The organism is Microbacterium sp. SSM24 (assembly GCF_025989145.1).
Classification (GTDB): domain Bacteria; phylum Actinomycetota; class Actinomycetes; order Actinomycetales; family Microbacteriaceae; genus Microbacterium.
In genome coordinates this window covers 1,697,749-1,715,281 of record NZ_JAPDNQ010000001.1, presented here as the reverse complement: position 1 = coordinate 1,715,281, position 17,533 = coordinate 1,697,749, and the positions used below count along the sequence as shown (strand labels likewise).

Below are 17,533 nucleotides of genomic sequence, written 5' to 3'. Positions count from 1 at the left end.
GGAGGGGGGAGGGGGGACGGGTCAGTCCTGGGGCGCGTTCGCCATCGCGATCAGGCCGTCGATCATCTCGGGGTTGATCGCGCCGTTCGAGTCGCCCATCGCGAACATTCCGGCGCGCCCGATCGGGAACGACTCCATCATCTTCGAGGCGTCGACGCCCTCGGGCATGATGTCGGCGACGCCGTCCATCGTGCCCATCATCTGAGCGATCGCGGCCTGCACCATGGGCCCCACGACCGGGTGCGCCATCACCTCGCCGATCGACGACGTGCGCGACAGCGGCAGCACGATCGGGTCGCCGTCCACGGTCACCGGGACGGTGGAGCGGATGTCGCGGCTCGACGCCGCGACGTCGACGACGTACTCGCCGCCCTCGACGACCCACGCGTCCAGCCGGATGTCCCAGTACGCGAGGTCCTTGCGGCGCACCGTGAGCGTCACGGCCCGCGTCTCGCCGGGCTCGAGCGCCACGGACGCGAACGCCTTGAGCTCGCGCACCGGACGCTGCACCGCACCGCCGGGGAGCGACGTGTACACCTGCACGACCTCGCGGCCCGCGCGGTCGCCGGTGTTGGTCACCGCGACGGTCACCTCGACGTCGCCGTCCGCATCGACGACGGCCGCGGCATCCGCGTACGAGAACGTCGTGTACGACAGGCCGTGACCGAACGGGAAGGCCACCTCGGTGCGGCGCGCGTCGTACCAGCGGTACCCGACGAAGAGACCCTCGCCGTAGCGCACGTGCGAGAACTCGCCCGGGAAGTCGAGGTAGGCCGGGGTGTCCTCCAGCCGCACGGGGATGGTCTCGGTGAGCTTGCCCGAGGGGTTCACCTGGCCGTAGAGCACGTCGGCGATCGCGCCGCCGCCCGCCTGGCCGAGCAGCCAGCCCTCGAGGATCGCCGGAACGCGGTCGGCGAACGGCAGCGCGACGACGCCTCCGTTCGAGAGCACGACCACCGTGTTCGGGTTGACCTCGAGCACGGCGTCCACCAGCGCGAGCTGGTCGGCCGGAAGGTCGATGTCCTCGCGGTCGTAGCCCTCCGACTCCAGACGGGCGGGGAGGCCCAGGAACAGCACCGCCACGTCGTTCTTCGCGGCGAGCGCCACCGCATCCGCGCGCAGCCGCTCCACCTCGGCGGGGTCGGGGGCGACGGCGATCGAGAAGCCCTGGGCCTGGAAGACGAAGTCCTCTCCCGCCTGCGCGACGATCTCGAGCGGCAGGTCGTCGACGCGGGTCGGGTTGATCATGGACGACCCAGCTCCCTGGAACCGCGGCTTGTCGACGAAGGCGCCGATGAGCGCGACCGACTGCTGCGTCCGCAGCGGCAGCAGTCCGCCCTCGTTCTTCAGGAGCACCATCGACCGTCCCGCCGCCTCGCGGGCGAGGGCATGGTGGGCGTCGACGTCGAGCGGGCCGGCGACCGCGCCGCCGCCGTCCGTCGCCTTGCGCACGAGGTCGAGCACGCGGCCGGCGGCCGTATCGAGAACCGACTCGTCGAGCGACCCGTCCTGCACGGCGGCGACGATCTGCGCGTCGGTGGCGCCGTTCGACGACGGCATCTCGAGGTCCATGCCGGCGGCGAGCCCCGGGACGCGCTCGTTGACGGCGCCCCAGTCCGAGACCACGAGACCGTCGAAGCCCCACTCGTCGCGCAGCACCTGCGTGAGCAGCCACGGATCCTCGGACGCGTAGACGCCGTTGATGCGGTTGTAGGAGCACATGACCGTCCAGGGCTGGGCGTCCTCGACCACGCGCTGGAATCCGCGCAGGTAGATCTCCCGCAGCGGCCGCGGATCGATGTCGGAGCTCGACCGCATCCGGTCGTCCTCCTGGTTGTTCGCCGCGAAGTGCTTCAGCGAGGTGCCCACGCCCTGGGACTGGATGCCGCGCACGATCGCCGCGCCGAGCACGCCCGACACGACGGGATCCTCGGACAGGTACTCGAAGTTGCGGCCGCACAGCGGCGAGCGCTTGATGTTGATGCCCGGTCCGAGCAGCACGGCGACCCTCTCGATCGAGGTCTCGGCGCCGAGCGCCTCACCGACGCGGTGGACCAGCTCGACATCCCACGACGACCCGAGGCCCACAGCGGGCGGGAAGCACGTCGCCGGGACGCTGTCGCCGATGCCGAGGTGATCGCCGCCCTCGCGCTGCTTTCGCAGCCCGTGCGGTCCGTCGGTCACCATGATGGCGGGCACGCCGACACGGTCGATCGGCTTGGTGTACCAGAAGCTGGCTCCGCTGGTGAGCGAGGCCTTCTCCTCGAGGGTCAGCGCGCTGACGTCGGGGATGGTCGTGTGCTCGGGGGTGGTGTTCACGTCGGTCATCTCAGCAGCTTTCTGGTCGGGGTGGAAAGATTTCGGCTCATCGGGTCGAGCGGATGGGCCACACGGCGCACGCGCCGAGGATGCTGAGCGCGATCCCGACGGGGAAGAGGCCCGCGTAGCCGAAGGCGAGCACGATCGCTCCGGCGACTCCGGGTGCCAGCGTCTGCGGGAGCGTCGCGGCGATGTTGACGACGCCGAGGTCCTTCGCGAACGACTTCGCCGACGGGAGCACCTCGCTGATCAGCGCCGTGTCGACAGCCTGGAACATGCCGAAGCCCAGTCCTGCGAGGAAGGTCATGATCATCCACGCCGTGAGGTCCGGCCAGACCCACGGCAGCACGAGCGCGAGCCCGGTGAGCGCGGCCGAGGCGAACACGAACGGCTTGCGGCGGCCGAAGCGGTCCGACAGCGGGCCGGAGATCACAGTGGAGATCAGGATGCCGGCGAGGCTGATGAGTCCGAGGAGCGGGATCACGGTCTCGGGATTCTCAACGCCGAAGTAGTCGGTCAGGAGGAAGAGCTGGTATCCCGTCACCGCGAAGTAGCCGGTGTAGAGGAGCAGGCGCCCGGTGAAGGCCCAGAAGAAGTCGGGGTGCTTGATCGGGTTGACCCAGAACGTGCGCAGGAAGTCGCCGAGCTTGAACGGCTCGGGCTGCAGTCGCTTGCTGGAGTAGTCGGGGTTGAAGAGGTTGAACAGGGTCATCATCGCGAGCGCGACCACCGCGAAGGTGACGTAACCAGCGGTCAGGCTGTTGAAGAAGAGCGATCCGACGACCTGGCCGCCGATCGCGCCGACCATCAGCCCGATACCCGACAGCGCGGCGAAGAGCCCGCGCCGAGACAGCGGCACCCTGTCGGGCATCACCGCAGAGAGCGGTCCCTGCGCGAAGTTGTAGCAGATCTGCACGAGCGTCCAGGCGATGACCACCCCGACGAGCGAGTCGGCGAACGCGAGGCCCACCAGAGCGAGGCCGCCGGCGAGCGCGCCGAGGATCATCCACGGCGCACGGCGCCCGAAGCGCGATCGGGTGCGGTCGGAGATCTGCCCGGCGATGGGCTGCGCGATCATCGCGGCGAAGGCGCCGATCGTCGCGACGATCGTCAGGTTGGCGACCTTGTCGGCCTCGCCGAACAGCACGGTGATCTGCTGCGGGAGGAGGATGCCGGGCACGGCTCCCCAGATGAGGTAGATACCGAGGTTCGCAGGGATGATCCAGCCGAGGAGGCGGCGCAGGCCCTTCACGGGCGGCGGCGGATCGTCGTTTCCGGCGGCCGTGGCGACGAACGTGTTCTCGGTCATCGGGGAGGCGAGCGGTGCGGATTCGGGTGCGAGCGCGGGGTCAGACGACGTCGTCATGATGCGGTCCAATCGGGTGGGAGTCGCTCATCATCGAGCGATGGGCAAAACCATATGTCATTTGGTTTTGAGAAATCAAGCGTCATTCGGTTTACTGGCCTCATGGCACAGAGCCGCACGGAACGCCGAGGTTCCTACGCCAAGGGCGTCGCCAAGCGCGAGGAGATCCTCGAACGCGCCCTCGAGGTGATCGCGCGCGAGGGCTACCGGGGAGCGTCGGTCAAGGAGCTCGCCGAGGCCGTGGGGCTGAGCCAGGCGGGCCTCCTGCACTACTTCGACAGCAAGGAGGAGCTCTTCACGGCGATCCTCCGCAAGCGCGACGAAGTCGACTCGATCGGGTTCGGGCTCTACGCGCCCGACGGCTCGATCGCGCACGGCGACCTGCAGGCCGGGTACCTCGGGGTGATCCGGCACAACGCCGACGTTCCCGGGCTCGTGCAGCTGTTCGCGCGGCTGTCGGTCGACGCCGCCGACCCCGAGCACGCCGCCCACGACTTCTTCGTCGAGCGCGGCCGCACCCTGCGCGAGGTGTTCACCGACTCGATCACCGAACGGCAGGCCTCGGGCGGGCTCGCCCCGGGCATCGACCCGGCCGCCCTCGCCCGCATCTTCCAGGCCGTCGCCGACGGACTCCAGGTGCAGTGGATGCTGGAGCCCGACATCGACATGGCGGCGATCACCGAGGCGCTGTTCATCGCGCTCGACCCTCGGACCGACCCGAATGAGGAGAGCGGCCGTGGCGCAGCATCCTGAACCCCCCGTCGTGACGATCGCACCCGGCAAGGTGCGCGGATTCTGGCGGGGAACGCCCGGGACGCGCGATGCGTCGGCGGCCTTCCTCGGCATCCCGTTCGCGCAGGCGCCCGTCGGCGACCTGCGCTTCGCCGCCCCGGTGCCGCCCGAGCCGTGGAAGGGCGTGCGCGACGCCGTGGAGTACGGCGCCACCGCCCAGCGCGGCGACCCCGGCATCACGCTGATCCCGGAGCCGTCGATCCCCGGCGACGCGACCCTGAACGTGAACGTCTTCACCCCTGTGCCTGGAGACCGGGATGCCGCCCTCCCCGTGCTCGTGTGGATCCACGGCGGCGGGTTCATCAGCGGCTCCCCCGCGAGCCCCTGGTACGACGGCCAGTCGTTCAACCGCGACGGCGTCGTCACCGTCACGATCTCGTACCGCCTCGGATTCGACGGGTTCGGACACATCCCCGGCGCCCCGTCCAACCGCGGCGTGCGGGACTGGCTGGCGGCGCTGGAGTGGGTGCGTGACAACATCGCCGCGTTCGGCGGAGACCCCGCGCGGGTGACGATCGCCGGGCAGTCGGCCGGTGGCGGGGCGGTGCTGACGCTGCTCGGGATGCCGTCCGCGCAGCACCTGTTCCACTCGGCCTGGGCGCTCTCGTCGGCGCTCGCCGACGTCTCGGCGGAACGGGCGCGGACGCTGTCGGCCAAGCTGGCGAACCTCGCCGGAGTCGCGCCGACCCGCGACGGCTTCGCATCGGTGCCCGAGGCAGCGCTGCACGCGCTGCAGGAGAAGGCCTCCACGCCGGACGGCCGGGACCCTCTCGCCGGGCTCATGGTGCTGTTTCAGGAGGGCCTCTCATGGGGGCCTGCGGTCGACGGCGACCTGATCGTGCAGCCGACACTCGCCTCGCTGCGGTCGGGCGTCGGGGCCGACAAGCCGCTCGTGCTCGGCGCGAACGACGACGAGTTCACGATGGTGACGGATGACGCGAAGGGCAAGCTCCGGCTCGTGCCTGCCGCGTTCGCGCTCGGCCGGCTGCGGCTGCCCCGCGAGCAGCGCCGCGCGTACCTCGCCGACAACGCCGCGCAGCGTCGCAAGGGAACCGCGGCCGTGCTCGGCCGCTACGTGACCGACGTCGTGTTCCGCTCGACCGTCGTGAAGGTCGCCGACGCGCGCAGGGCGGCGGTCGGCGCAGGCCCGGGCGCCGGCTCGGGCTCGGGCTCCGGCTCGGGCTCCGGCTCGGGCGGGGGCTCGGGCTCGGGCTCCGGCTCGGGAGGGGCGGGTACGTGGGTGTACCGGTTCGCGTGGGTCTCACCGACGCGCGGCTGGGCGCTCCACTGCCTGGACGTGCCGTTCTGGTTCGACCGCCTGGAGGCACCGGCCGTGGACGCCGTCGCCGGGGACGCCCCGCCGCGGCGCCTCGCCGATGCGCTCCACGGCGCCGCGGCGGGCTTCATCCGCACCGGCGACCCCGGCTGGCCGACCTGGACCGCGACCCCCGGAACCACCCGGATCTTCGGTGGCGCAGCATCCCGCCCCGACGTCGACCCCGACGGCTTCGCCGAGGTCCGCGCGCTGCTCTGACCCTGCTCGGGCATCTCGCTTCGCGCGGTCCCTTCCTGCATCCGCTGCCCGCGAAACCGGCGGCGGATGCAGGAAACGGGCGCGCGAGCGCGGCGCCGGCGCGACTGAGCCGGGCGGCGCGACTGTCCGGGCGGCGGGACTGAGCCGGTCCGCCCCGCCCGCGCGCCGGGCTCAGCCGAGCGCGGCGACGACTTCGCGCTCGAAGAGCTGCACGCCCGATCGGTCGTAGGCGGCCTCGGGGAAGTAGTGGATCGCATAGCCGAGGCCGTGGCGCTCGCGCTCGGCGAGGCGCTCGGCCACCTGCTCGGTGGTGCCGAATCCGGGCGAGGCGAGGTAGTCGCGCTCGATCGTGTCGGCGCGCTCCTGCCCGACGTGCGGCAGCAGGCGCGCCTTGACGGCGGCCAGGCGATCGGATGCCTCCGCCTCGGTCTCCCCGACGATGGTGTTGAAGTTCGACGACCGGGTGATGGTCGAGAAGTCCCGGCCGAGGCTGTCGCAGTGCCCCCGCAGCACGGCGCTCTTGTGGTCGAACTCCTCGAGGGATCCGGCGAAGTTCGTGTACGCGGCGTAGGTCGCGGCGATCTTCAGCGTCACCTTCTCGCCTCCTCCGGCCACCCACAGCGGGATGCCGCCGTCCTGCAGCGGCAGCGGCCGGACGATCGCGCCGTCGACCTGGTAGTGCGTGCCGTCCAGCGTGGCCGAGCCGGTGGTCCACGCCTGGTGCATGATCTCGACGCCCTCGCGGAGCATCGCGAGCCGGTCGCGCACCTCGGGGAATCCGTACCCGTACGCGCGCCACTCGTGCTCGTACCAGCCGCCGCCGATGCCCATCTCGACGCGGCCGGCCGAGACGGCGTCGATCGTCGCGGCGACCTTCGCGAGGTACGCCGGGTTGCGGTAGCCCATGCAGGTGCACATCTGCCCGAGCCGCACACGCGAGGTGGACGCGGCGAACGCGGCCATGAGCGTCCAGGCCTCGTGCGTCGCCTCCTCGGACGCGACAGGAGTGGTGTGGAAGTGGTCGTACACCCACAGCGACTCCCACGGTCCGTCGTCGGCCTGCTGGGCGAGGGTCGCCATCACCCGCCAGTGGTCCTCGGGCTCGATGTCCACGAGGTCGAATCGCCAGCCTTGGGGGATGAAGGTTCCGAAACGCATACCCCCCAGCCTAGGAGCGATGACGGATGCCGGAGCCGACGACGGTGGCATGCGGCATCCGCTCCGTCATCACCGCGATGGCCTCGGGGTTGGCGTCGACGAGCACCGCGTCGCGTCCGAGCGCGGATGCGACCGCGCCGGTCGTGCCGCTGCCGGCGAAGAAGTCGAGCACGCGGTCGCCGGGGCGTGAGGAGGCCTGCACGATGCGGCGCAGGATGCCCTCGGGCTTCTGCGTCGGGTACCCCGTCTTCTCGCGACCGGTGGTCGGCACGATCGTGTGCCACCAGACGTCGGTCGGGAGCTTGCCGCGCGCGGCCTTCTCGGGCGTGACCAGCCCCGGCGCCATGTACGGTTCGCGGTCGACGGCCTCGGAGTCGAACCAGTACCGGTCGGGGTCCTTCACGTACACGAGGATCGTGTCGTGCTTGGTGGGCCAGCGCCGACGGGTCTTCGCGCCGTAGTCGTACGCCCAGATGAGTTCGTTGAGGAACCGGTCGCGTCCGACGAGGGCATCGAGCAGCACCTTCGCGTAGTGCGCTTCGCGGTAGTCGAGGTGCAGGTAGAGGGTGCCGTCGTCTGCGAGCAGGCGCCAGGCCTCGAGCAGGCGCGGTTCGAGGAAGCCCCAGTAGTCGTCGAACCGGTCGCCGTAGGCGCGCAGGTCGCCGCGCAGCCGCTCGTACTCGCGTCCGTGGAATCCCCGGCGCACGATCGCGTCGCCGGCGCGCTCGTCGCCCGGCGCACGGGCGGTCTCGAGCGCGCGCTCCTGCGTGCGTCCGGTGTTGAACGGGGGGTCGAGATAGATGAGCGTGAAGGATCCGTCGGCGAACCCGCGGATCACGTCGAGATTGTCGCCCTCGTGGATCTCGACGGAACCGGATGCCGCGGCCCGGCCGCCGTCCGTGGCCCGGCCACCGTCCGCCGGCGGGCCACCGTCCGCCGGCGCGTTCACGGAACCCGGCGCAGCCACGCGTCGGTGGCGAACTTCGATTCGACGAGCGCCTCGGCCTCGGCGTATTCCTCTTCGGCGATATGCCCGGGAACAGCGCCGTAGAGCGCGGCGAAGGTGTCCTTGAACTTCTCGATGATCGCCTCGCGTGGCAGCCCCGTCTGACGGCGGAGCGGGTCGACGCGCTTGGCGGCGGACGTGGTGCCCTTGTCGCTCAGCTTCTCGCGCCCGATGCGCAGCACCTCGGTCATCATCTGACCGTCCATGTCGTAGCTGAGCGTCGCGTGGTGCAGCACGCCGCCGTTGGCCAGGCGCTTCTGCGCGGCGCCGCCGATCTTGCCCTGCGGCGAGGCGATGTCGTTGAGCGGCTGGTAGGTCGCCTCGATGCCGAGCGACCGCAGCGCCTGCAGCACCCAGTCGTCGAGGAAGGCGTACGAGTCGGCGAACGTGAGGCCCGCGACGAGGGATGCCGGGACGTACAGCGAGTAGGTGACGATCGAGTTCGCGGCCATGAGCATCGCGCCACCGCCGGAGATGCGGCGCACGACGTCGAAGCCGTGGCGCTCGGCGCCCTCGGGGTCGACCTCGTTGCGCAGCGACTGGAACGAGCCGATCACGACGGCGGACTGGTCCCACTCCCACAGTCGGAGCGTCGGGCGGCGGCGGCCGTCGCCGACGCGTGCCGTGAGGACCTCGTCGAGAGCGAGGTTCATGCGCGGCGAGACCGGCCGCTCGTGCACGATCTCCCAGTCGAAGTCGCGCCATCCCGGGGCGGTCACGAGTGCGCGTCGCACGGCGGTGCCGACGGCCTCGGGTGTGAAGCCGAGCAGCTGGGCGCCCTCGGGGAGGGCCGCGCGCACGGCCGCGGCGATCGCGGTGACGTCGGCTTCGATGGGGAGGCCGTTCACCGCGGCGTCGATGTCGTCGAGGGCCGAGTCGGGCTCGAGGAAGAAGTCGCCCGCGAGGTGGAAGTCGGCGATGCGCCCGTCCCGCTCCTCGAGGTCGACGACGACGAGCTTCCCACCGGGCACCTTGTATTCGCCGTGCATGGCCCCAGCCTATTGGCCCCGTTCCGCCGCAGCATCCGGCATCCGCTCTCCGTTTGTGCGGGCAAATGCGCGCAACACGCCCGGGCTAGGCGTGCGTTCGCCCGCACAAACGGAACCTGCGGGGTGGGGCGGGGCGGGGTGGGGTGCGGGGCGGGGTGGGGGCGGGGCGGGGCGGGGGGCGGCGGCGCCGGGTGGGGGCATCCGGCGCCGCCGCCGGTCTCACGACGTGCAGGCCCTTCCGTTGAGGTGGAACTGCCACGGCTCGACCGCTGGTCCGACGCCCGTGACGACGAGCGCCGTCGTCTTGCCCGGTCGCAGCGCCTTGAGCACCTTCGGGGCCGTCACGGTGACCGTGGCTCCGTCCTGCGCGAACGTGCCGCCGACGACCTTGACCACCTTCTGGTCGCCGTCGAACGTCCACGACAGCGTCCACGGGCTGAGCGTGGTCGTGCCGCCGTTGCGGACGGTCAGTGCAGCGAGGAAGCCCTTGCCGATCTTGGTGCCGACGACCTTGACACGGCAGTCGAGCGGTGCGAGCGGCGGGTCGGCGAGTGCGATGAGCTCGCGCGCCTGCTCGACGAACCACTGCCCGGCTGCCGGATCCTCGATGCCGCGCTCGGGGTCGAGCGGTCCGGCGGTTCCGCGGTAGCACTTGCCGTCCGACTCGCCGGGGACCTTGATCCAGAGGTACGCGTCCACGAGCGCGACACCGGTCTCGGTCGACGGGCGGAGTCCGAGGCCGCGGTCGGGCGGGTTGCACCAGTCCTCGTGCGCCGTGTAGACCCCGTCGGGGTAGTCCCACGGTCCGAGGCCGTTGCGGCTCGTGTCGATCACGAACCGCGTGGTCGGCTCCACGGCGCCGAGGATCGACGCATAGCGCGAGTCGACGCCGTCGGTGTTCAGCGCGAGGTCCGCGTTGCCGGGCGTCCACTCGCCGTACTGCGACATCGCCGTCCCGTTCCAGTTCGTCGCGGGGCCGCCGTTCCAGTACTGGTTGCCGCACGATCCGAAGTCGCCGGGATTGACCTTCGTGACGTACGCGATGCACGACGACACCCACGTGCCGAAGGACGTCGAGTTCGCCGTGAACTGGTAGTTCGAGGCGTTGAGGAAGAACCCGTCGGCCCGCTCCACGCCGCCCTTGATGAGGCGGTCGGAGATCTCGCCGACGTTGAGCCAGCTCGCGCCCGTGCCGTCCAGATAGACCGAGGTCGACGCGAGGGCGCCGAGCGCGTCCACGGCGTAGTTCACCTGGGTGTACCGATCGGCCGCCGCGGTCGCGGCCGGCACCTCGGCCGGCTGACACCACTCGGTCGATCCGTCGAGGGTCTTGTAGTGAGGGATGATGCCGAGACCGTCGGGCTCGAGGATCACCGTCGCGGCACGGTCGCCGATCCCCGCGGCGAAGCCGTCGATCCATGCCCGGTAGGCGGCGGTGTCCAGCGCGCCGCCGGCCGAGTACTGCGCGCAGTCGCGGAAGGGCAGGTTGTACGCCACGAGGATCGGCATCCGGCCCTTCGCGTCGGCGGCGGAGACGACCTCGTCGACCGCAGCCTCCACCTCGGCCGGGGTGCCCTTCGCGAACCAGTCCGCGGAGGGGATGGAGCCGAGCAGCTGGGCATCGGCGCGGGCCTGGCCACTCAGGGACTGCGCGGCCTCGAGGGTCGTGCTCCACGGGTTGAGGTACAGCTCCGAGCCGACGAGGCCCGGGTCGTCGGCGGATGCCGGTGCCGCCGCGATCGGCACGGCCAGGCCGACCGCCAGCGCGGCGGCGGCCGCGAGCGCCAGCGTTCTGCGCCGCGAGGGCGCTGCGCGGTCGGGACGGGGGGAGTCCTGGATCATGGGGGTTCTCCTGGTCTTCGTCGACCACCGGGCGTCATCGCCCGGGGAGCTGCACCGTGCCGGCGTGGGAGCGCTCCCACGATGCACGCTGGGCCCAGGATGGCCCACCTCGCCCGCGCCCGTCAACCAACCCGGCGTCCGTTTGTGCGGGCGAATGTGCGGGCGAGCCATCCGGCGAGCGCACATTCGCCCGCACAAACGGATGAGACGAGGCCGATCAGGTCAGCTTCGAGGCGGGAACCGCTTGTCGAGCCATGCCAGCAGGTCGGCGCGCACCTCGGCCTGGCTGACGTCGTTGAAGATCTCGTGGCGCACGTCGGGGTAGACGAGGGTCGTGACATCGGTGAGGCCGGACCGCGTGCGGTACGCGTCGGCGAGGCGGTGCACGCTCCGCGGTCCGCCGACTGTGTCGTCGCGGCCGACCATGAGGAGGACCGGGATGTCGAACCCGAGGTTCTTGCGCGGCTTGCCGATGAGCCGCAGGGTGTCGACGGGGCCGAAGAGCTTCGCGAGCGGCTCGTCGGTGGTGAGCGGGTCGTCGAGGAACGCGCGGCCCACGCTGAGGTCGGATGCCAGCCACTCGGTGCCCATCGCGTCGGGCGCCTTCCACGGCTTGTTCAGGTCGCCGGAGTTGAGCGACCCGGGCCAGCGCAGCGCTGTGCCGCTGAGCACGACCGCGTCGTAGGCCTCGGGGTGGTCGTCGACGAGGATCTGCGCGAGGAACGACCCCCACGAGTGGCCGAGGATCACGAGCGGCAGACCGGGGTTCTCCTCCCGGATGAGCTCGGTGAACTGCCAGCATCCCGCGATCGCGGCGCGGAGCCCGCCGGGGCCGAGCCGGCCCAGCTTCTCGGCATCGCCGCCGTGGTGACCCATCCCGGTGCGGCCGTGGCCGCGGCGGTCGTCCGCGTAGACGATGAAGCCGTCCGCGGTGAGCGCGTCGATCACGGCGGTGTAGCGCCCAGCGTGCTCGCCCACGCCGTGGAGCAGCTGGACGACCCCTCGAGGCTCGGCCTTCGCGGGATGGACGTCGTAGACGATCGCGATGCCGTGCGCATCGATGAACTCGGGCATGCGCTGAGTCTATGGGAGGGGCGGGAGGCGGCATCCGATTCCTTTAGCATGACTAATGAGCTATGCTAAGGATTCGAATGAGCACCGATACGAAACCGACGCAGACGCCCGCCGACGCACACGACGACCACTCCGCCGCCGCCTCCCGGCTGCGCATCGCCACCTTCCGGCTGGCCCGCCGCATGCGCACGCAGCGCGCCGTCGACTCCATGAGCGACGGCCAGTTCGCGGTGCTCGCGGCCCTCTGGGTCCACGGCCCTCACGCGCTCGGCGATCTCGCCGAGCGCGAGCGCGTGTCCGCCCCGTCGATGAACCGCACGGTCAACTGCCTGCAGGAATCGGGGTACGTCAGCCGATCGGCCGATGAGAACGACGGCCGCAAGGTGGTGATCTCGCTGACCGACGAAGGACAGACGGTCGTCACCGAGACCGCGAGGCGCCGGGATGCGTGGGTCGAGTCCGCGCTCGACGAGCTCACCGCCGCCGAGCGCGATGCCCTGGACCGAGCCGCCGAGATCATGGAGCGGATGGCCGCCCGATGAGCCGGGGCGGAGGATCGGCGATGTTCCGGTCGTTCTCGATCTTCAACTACCGCGTGTGGTTCATCGGCGCCCTCGTCTCGAACGTCGGCGCCTGGATGCAGGCGACGGCGCTCAGCTGGGTCGTGCTCACCGAGCTCACCGACAACGACGCCGCCGCCATGGGCATCACGATGGCGCTGCAGTTCGCGCCCCCCCTCCTCCTCGTCGGGGTCACCGGCTGGGTGGCCGACCGCTTCGACCGCCGCCACCTCCTCGTGGTCACGCAGAGCCTGCTGCTCGTCCTCGGCGTCGCGATCGGCGTGCTGCTGCTCCTGGACGTCATGACGCTGCCTCTCATGTACACGTTCGCGCTCGCGCTCGGGGTGATCGCCGCGTTCGACAACCCCGCGCGGCAGGCGTTCGTGTCCGACCTCGTGTCGCGAGAGATCGCGTCCAACGCCGTCGCCCTCAATGCGGCCTCGTTCAACGGCGCCCGCATGATCGGACCGGCGGTCGCCGGCATCGTCATCGTGGCCGTCGGCACCGGCTGGGTGTTCCTCGTCAACGGGGTCACGTTCCTGGGCATGATCGTCGCGCTGCTGCTCATCCGCACGTCCGAGCTCATCCCCCGCGTGAAGGCCCCCGGCGCGTCTCGTCTGGCCGACGGCTTCCGCTACGTCGGCCGGCGCCCCGACCTCATGGTGACCTTCGCGATGGTCTTCATCGTCGGCGCGTTCGGCATGAACTTCCCGATCTTCGCCTCGACGATGGCGCTCGAGTTCGGGCAGGAGGCCGACGGCTACGGCCTCCTCAGCTCGATCCTCGCGATCGGGTCCCTCGCCGGCGCGCTCCTCGCCGCGCGGCGTGACCGAGCCCGCATCCGCGTGGTGATCGGCGGCACGCTCCTGTTCGCGGCGGCGGCAACGGTCTCGGCGATGATGCCATCGTACTGGGCATATGCCGTCACGCTCATGTTCACGGGATTCGCCGTCGTGACGATGCTGACGACGGCCAACGGCTACGTGCAGACCACGACCGATCCCGCCCTGCGCGGCCGGGTGCTGGCGCTGTACATGGCGATCCTGATGGGCGGGACGCCGATCGGCGCGCCGATCGTCGGATGGGTCGCGTCCGAGTACGGACCGCGCATGGCCATCCTGCTCGGCGCCGGCGCCGCGCTCATCGCCTTCGCGATCGGCGCCACGTGGCTGATCGTGTCGGGCCGGCTGCACCGCAGCGACGAGAAGCGGTTCCTGCTCACGATCGACGAGACCCGACCGCTGTCGGTCGTGCAGCCCGCCCCCGAGGAGTTCAGCGACGAGGTTGCCTCCACCACGCCCGTGCGGCTCCCCGAGAAGGCGATGCCGGCGCGTCACGCCAGCTGAGGCGTCGGACCCCTGCGCCGTGCGCGCTGCAGTTTCCTGTACGCGCGGCGCCGGGCGACGCCGCATCCGGAGGAAACTGCAGCGGATGCCGCGTCCGGGCCGGTCGATAGGTCAACCGGTTCCTCAATCACCGCATCGATCAGTATCATCGGAGCCACGCCGAACAGGGAGCGACGATGCTGGAACGTTGGACGGGACTGCTCACGGAGTACATCCACGAGAGCGCCGAGCAGATGACGCGGGAGCCGGAAGGCATCCTCGCCCACCGCTACACGGTGCCGAGCAGCCCGGACTCGCCGTACTACTCGAAGGCGCTCTGGGACTGGGACTCGTGGACCATCAGCATCGCGCTGGGTCAGGTCGAACTCGACACCGATCGGGCGGGCCGGTTCGGGGACTACGAGCTCGGCAGCATCCTGAACTTCCTCGATCACACCGACGAGGACGGCGTGATGCCGATCCAGCTCAGCCCGGCCGGGAGCCTGCTCCACGGCGACCCCGGCCGCGCCGGCGGCTTCTCGCAGAACATGCACAAGCCGGTCCTCGCTCAGCAGGCGGCGCTGCTCTCCCGTCGCCGCGGCGACGTCGAGTGGCTCCGGCCCCACATGCCGGTGGTCGACCGGTTCGCGCAGCGGTACGTCGACAGCCACCTCCACGCCGAGACCGGGCTCGCCTACTGGCAGACCGACTTCGCGGTCGGCGTCGACAACGATCCCTCGGTCTATTACCGGCCCGACCGCAGCACCGCCGCGATCTACCTCAACAGCCTGCTGTACCGCGAGTTCCTCGCGCTCGGCTACCTGTGGGAGCAGCTCGGCGATCTGGTCGCCGCCAACACGTGGCGCGGCCGCTCGCAGGATCTCGCGGACGCGCTCAACCGCCACGCGTGGGATGAACGCGACGGCACGTTCTACAGCGTCGATCTCGCCCTGCGCGACATCGACCCCGAGGACTGGCTGCACAAGGGCGCCCCCCGGCGGTGGTCGTCGATGATCATGCGCATCGACAACTGGTCGAGCTTCCTCCCGCTGTGGGCGGGCTTCGCGTCGGCCGAGCAGGCCGCGCGCATGGTCGAGCGCTACCGCGATGAGCGCACGTTCCACTCGGCGTACGGCATCCGCACCCTGTCGCGCCTCGAGAAGATGTACGACCTGCGCGCGTCGAACAACCCGTCGAACTGGCTCGGGCCGATCTGGGGGATCAGCAACTACCTGATGTTCCGGGGACTGCTCAAGTACGGCTACGTGGATGACGCGCGCGACCTCGCGGAGAAGACCGTGCGTCTGTTCGGCGCCGACCTCGAGGCCAACGGCTCGCTGCACGAGTACTACCACCCCGACAGCGGCGAGCCGATCATCACGCACGGGTTCCAGAACTGGAACTTCCTCGTGCTGAACATGATCGCGTACCTGGAGGGCCGCCCCGTCAGCTGGGAGTTCTGAGCCGCGGCCGGTTCTCGGTCCGGCTCAGCGCGCCGCGCGCACCCCGACGCGCTCGAGGTGGGAGTTCGAGAAGCGGCCGTCGGGATCGAGCCGCTCGAACACGGCCCGCGCGTCGGCGATCCGCGGATGCACCCGCGAGATCGCGACGGCGTCGAAGGCGTGCGCCTTTCCCCAGTGGGGGCGGGCGCGGAACGGCGCGAGCGCCCCCTCGAGCTGCGGCAGCAGCCGCGCGACGTCGCCGGGGTGCGGCAGCCACGTGAAGTGGATGGCCAGCACGTCCCGCTCGTACGCCGGGCTCAGCCACAGCTCGTCGCGCGCCGCCGTGCGCAGCTCACTCACCGCGAGATGCGGCGCCACGACCGGCGCCAGCTCGCGGACGGCGGCGAGCGCGGCCGGCGCATCCGCGCGATCGACGAAGTACTCCGTCTGGATCTCGGCGCCGAACGAGGGCTCGCGGTCGAGGCGGAAGTGCGGGAGCCGCAGCATCCAGGGCCCGGGAGTGCCGAGTTCCGTGATGTTCTCCCCCGAGCCGAGCGGCGAGCGGTCGAGGGTGAGGTGACCGTCGAGGATGCTGTCGGCGACGGCGTCGTCGTCGGTGCGCAGGCGGGTCTTGGCCCAGACGAATCCGACCTCGTCACCCTCCCACCTCGTGAAGACGGACACGCTGTACGCCGCGGCGGTCACCGCGTCGACGTCGTCGAGGAACGCGTCCCACGTGAGCCGGTCGTAGATGTCCTGCCGCGCCCGGAACGACGGCTGGATGTCGAGCTCCACCTCGACGATGATCCCGAACGCGCCGAGGCCGACGACGAGCGCCGGGAAGTCGGGATCGCCGCGGCGCACCTCGTGCACCTCGGCGTCGGCGCCGACGTAGCGGAGCGCACGGACGGCCGTGGACAGCACGGGGTTCGCGTCGCCCGACCCGTGGGTTCCCGTGGCGGCGGCCCCCGCGACGGAGATGTGGGGCAGCGACCCCATGTTGTGCAGCGCGAAGCCGCTCGCGTGGAGCGCCGACGCGAGCACGCCGTAGCGCGTGCCCGCGGCGACCGTCACCGAGCGGGCGTCCGCGTCGATCGCGACCGCCCCGGCCAGCTTCGACACGTCGATGAGGGTTCCCGTGGTGTCGGGCAGGTCGGTGAAGGAGTGCCGGGTGCCGAGGGCATGCACCCGGCCGGGGCGGGCGACGAGCCGGCGCACGTCGTCGACCGTGGCCGCGATCTCGATCTCCGGTGCGGTGTACTCGTACGACCCGGCCCAGTTGCGTGTCATCAGCCGACGGATGCCTCGGCCGAGAGTCGCTGGGTGGCGGTGGCCATGTGGATCGCCATGGCGGATGCCGCGTCATCCTCTCCCCCGGCTCGCAGCGCCCGGTAGACGGCGTCGTGCTCGTCGAGGGCGACGCGCGCTTCGACCTCGTCGTGGACCGCGCGGTCGGCGTAGACCTGCAGCAGCGACCGCACGACGTGGAGGAGGTCGACCAGCATCGTGTTGCCGGCGGCGCGGCCGAGCGCGTGGTGGAACTCCAGGTCGGCCTTGGCGAAGTCGCCGAGGGCACCCCGCTCGAGGGCGGCGCGCATGCGCTCGAGGTGCCGGCCGACGGCGTCGAGGTCGGAGGGGTCGCCGCGTCCGGCGGCGAGGCGCGCGACGTAGATCTCGAGGCCCGAGCGCAGTTCGAGGAGCTCGGTCGTGTTGCGCTCGCCGATGAGCAGTCCCCACCGGAGGGTCTGCGGCAGCAGCTCGCTGGCCGTTCCGCGCAGGTAGGTCCCTGACCCGGGTCGCACGTCGACGATGCCGAGGATCTCGAGTGCGGCGAGCGCTTCGCGCACCGCCGAGCGGCCGACGCCGAGGGTCGCGGCGAGCTGGCGCTCGGGAGGCAGCCGGGTGCCGGGCGCGAGGGATCCGCCCGTGAAGAGGTCCATGAGCCGACGGGCGACCTCCGAGACGGGCGTGCCGGTGGGGAGAGCGCCGAGGGCGGCGGTGATCTCGGCCGATCGGTCGTCCGGGTAGGCGGGCATGCGAACACCATAACGCGTGATTGTTGCGCCGACCCCTTGCAATTGGTCAACCGGTTTGCCACACTATCGGTCGGGGACAACAGTGTTCCC

The 17,533-nt window shown here is 71.0% G+C and carries 14 protein-coding genes; 5 read left to right on the top strand and 9 right to left on the bottom strand.

The genetic code is table 11. The features are described 5' to 3' along the window. Positions 1-21 precede the first annotated feature (21 nt). Positions 22-2,328 carry a glycoside hydrolase family 3 C-terminal domain-containing protein gene (locus OL358_RS07905; protein ID WP_264709427.1) on the bottom strand — a complete coding sequence of 769 codons (2,307 nt, stop codon included), beginning with the start codon at positions 2,326-2,328 and terminating at the stop codon, positions 22-24. 37 nt (positions 2,329-2,365) lie between these two features. Continuing rightward, complete coding sequence (locus OL358_RS07900) at positions 2,366-3,685, bottom strand: MFS transporter (protein WP_264709426.1); 1,320 nt, start codon at positions 3,683-3,685, stop codon at positions 2,366-2,368. A 102-nt stretch (positions 3,686-3,787) separates the two neighbouring features. On the opposite strand from OL358_RS07900, the gene OL358_RS07895 reads away from it, so the two are divergent. Together OL358_RS07895 and OL358_RS07890 are read left to right on the top strand one after the other, a co-directional pair. Further along, complete coding sequence (locus OL358_RS07895) at positions 3,788-4,438, top strand: TetR/AcrR family transcriptional regulator (RefSeq protein WP_264709425.1); 651 nt, start codon at positions 3,788-3,790, stop codon at positions 4,436-4,438. Beyond that, entirely contained in the window at positions 4,422-6,011 is a 1,590-nt protein-coding gene (locus tag OL358_RS07890) for a carboxylesterase/lipase family protein (protein ID WP_264709424.1), read from the top strand. The genes OL358_RS07895 and OL358_RS07890 overlap by 17 nt, the downstream gene beginning before the upstream one ends. Positions 6,012-6,182: 171 nt before the next feature. Here the strand turns inward: OL358_RS07890 and OL358_RS07885 are convergent, their stop codons facing one another. The 5 genes from OL358_RS07885 to OL358_RS07865 all read right to left on the bottom strand — a co-directional run bounded on the left by OL358_RS07885 (position 6,183) and on the right by OL358_RS07865 (position 12,080). After that, entirely contained in the window at positions 6,183-7,169 is a 987-nt protein-coding gene (locus tag OL358_RS07885) for an LLM class F420-dependent oxidoreductase (protein WP_264709423.1), read from the bottom strand. 10 nt (positions 7,170-7,179) lie between these two features. Then, positions 7,180-8,031 carry a DNA-methyltransferase gene (locus OL358_RS07880; RefSeq protein WP_264710257.1) on the bottom strand — a complete coding sequence of 284 codons (852 nt, stop codon included), beginning with the start codon at positions 8,029-8,031 and terminating at the stop codon, positions 7,180-7,182. A gap of 83 nt (positions 8,032-8,114) precedes the next feature. Further along, positions 8,115-9,164: a biotin/lipoate A/B protein ligase family protein gene (locus tag OL358_RS07875; RefSeq protein WP_264709422.1), complete on the bottom strand. Its 1,050-nt coding sequence runs from the start codon at positions 9,162-9,164 to the stop codon at positions 8,115-8,117. Positions 9,165-9,383: 219 nt separating this feature from the next. After that, entirely contained in the window at positions 9,384-11,006 is a 1,623-nt protein-coding gene (locus OL358_RS07870; protein ID WP_264709421.1) for a glycoside hydrolase family 6 protein, read from the bottom strand. Between the two features lie 222 nt (positions 11,007-11,228). Then, positions 11,229-12,080, bottom strand: a complete 852-nt coding sequence (locus OL358_RS07865) for a lysophospholipase (protein WP_264709420.1) — start codon at positions 12,078-12,080, stop codon at positions 11,229-11,231. A 77-nt stretch (positions 12,081-12,157) separates the two neighbouring features. Here OL358_RS07865 and OL358_RS07860 point away from each other — a divergent pair, with 77 nt between their 5' ends. The 3 genes from OL358_RS07860 (at position 12,158) to OL358_RS07850 (ending at position 15,428) form a co-directional block, all read left to right on the top strand. Continuing rightward, entirely contained in the window at positions 12,158-12,622 is a 465-nt protein-coding gene (locus tag OL358_RS07860) for a MarR family winged helix-turn-helix transcriptional regulator (protein ID WP_264709419.1), read from the top strand. Positions 12,623-12,642: 20 nt separating this feature from the next. After that, positions 12,643-13,986 (top strand): MFS transporter, encoded by a 1,344-nt coding sequence (locus OL358_RS07855; RefSeq protein ID WP_264709418.1) that lies wholly within the window; start codon positions 12,643-12,645, stop codon positions 13,984-13,986. Between the two features lie 176 nt (positions 13,987-14,162). After that, entirely contained in the window at positions 14,163-15,428 is a 1,266-nt protein-coding gene (locus OL358_RS07850; RefSeq protein WP_264709417.1) for an MGH1-like glycoside hydrolase domain-containing protein, read from the top strand. A gap of 24 nt (positions 15,429-15,452) precedes the next feature. Here the strand turns inward: OL358_RS07850 and OL358_RS07845 are convergent, their stop codons facing one another. Further along, entirely contained in the window at positions 15,453-16,697 is a 1,245-nt protein-coding gene (locus OL358_RS07845; RefSeq protein ID WP_264709416.1) for a D-arabinono-1,4-lactone oxidase, read from the bottom strand. Next, positions 16,697-17,443, bottom strand: coding sequence for a FadR/GntR family transcriptional regulator (locus OL358_RS07840; protein WP_264709415.1), 747 nt, complete (start codon positions 17,441-17,443; stop codon positions 16,697-16,699). The genes OL358_RS07845 and OL358_RS07840 overlap by 1 nt, the downstream gene beginning before the upstream one ends. Between the last annotated feature and the right edge of the window lie 90 nt (positions 17,444-17,533).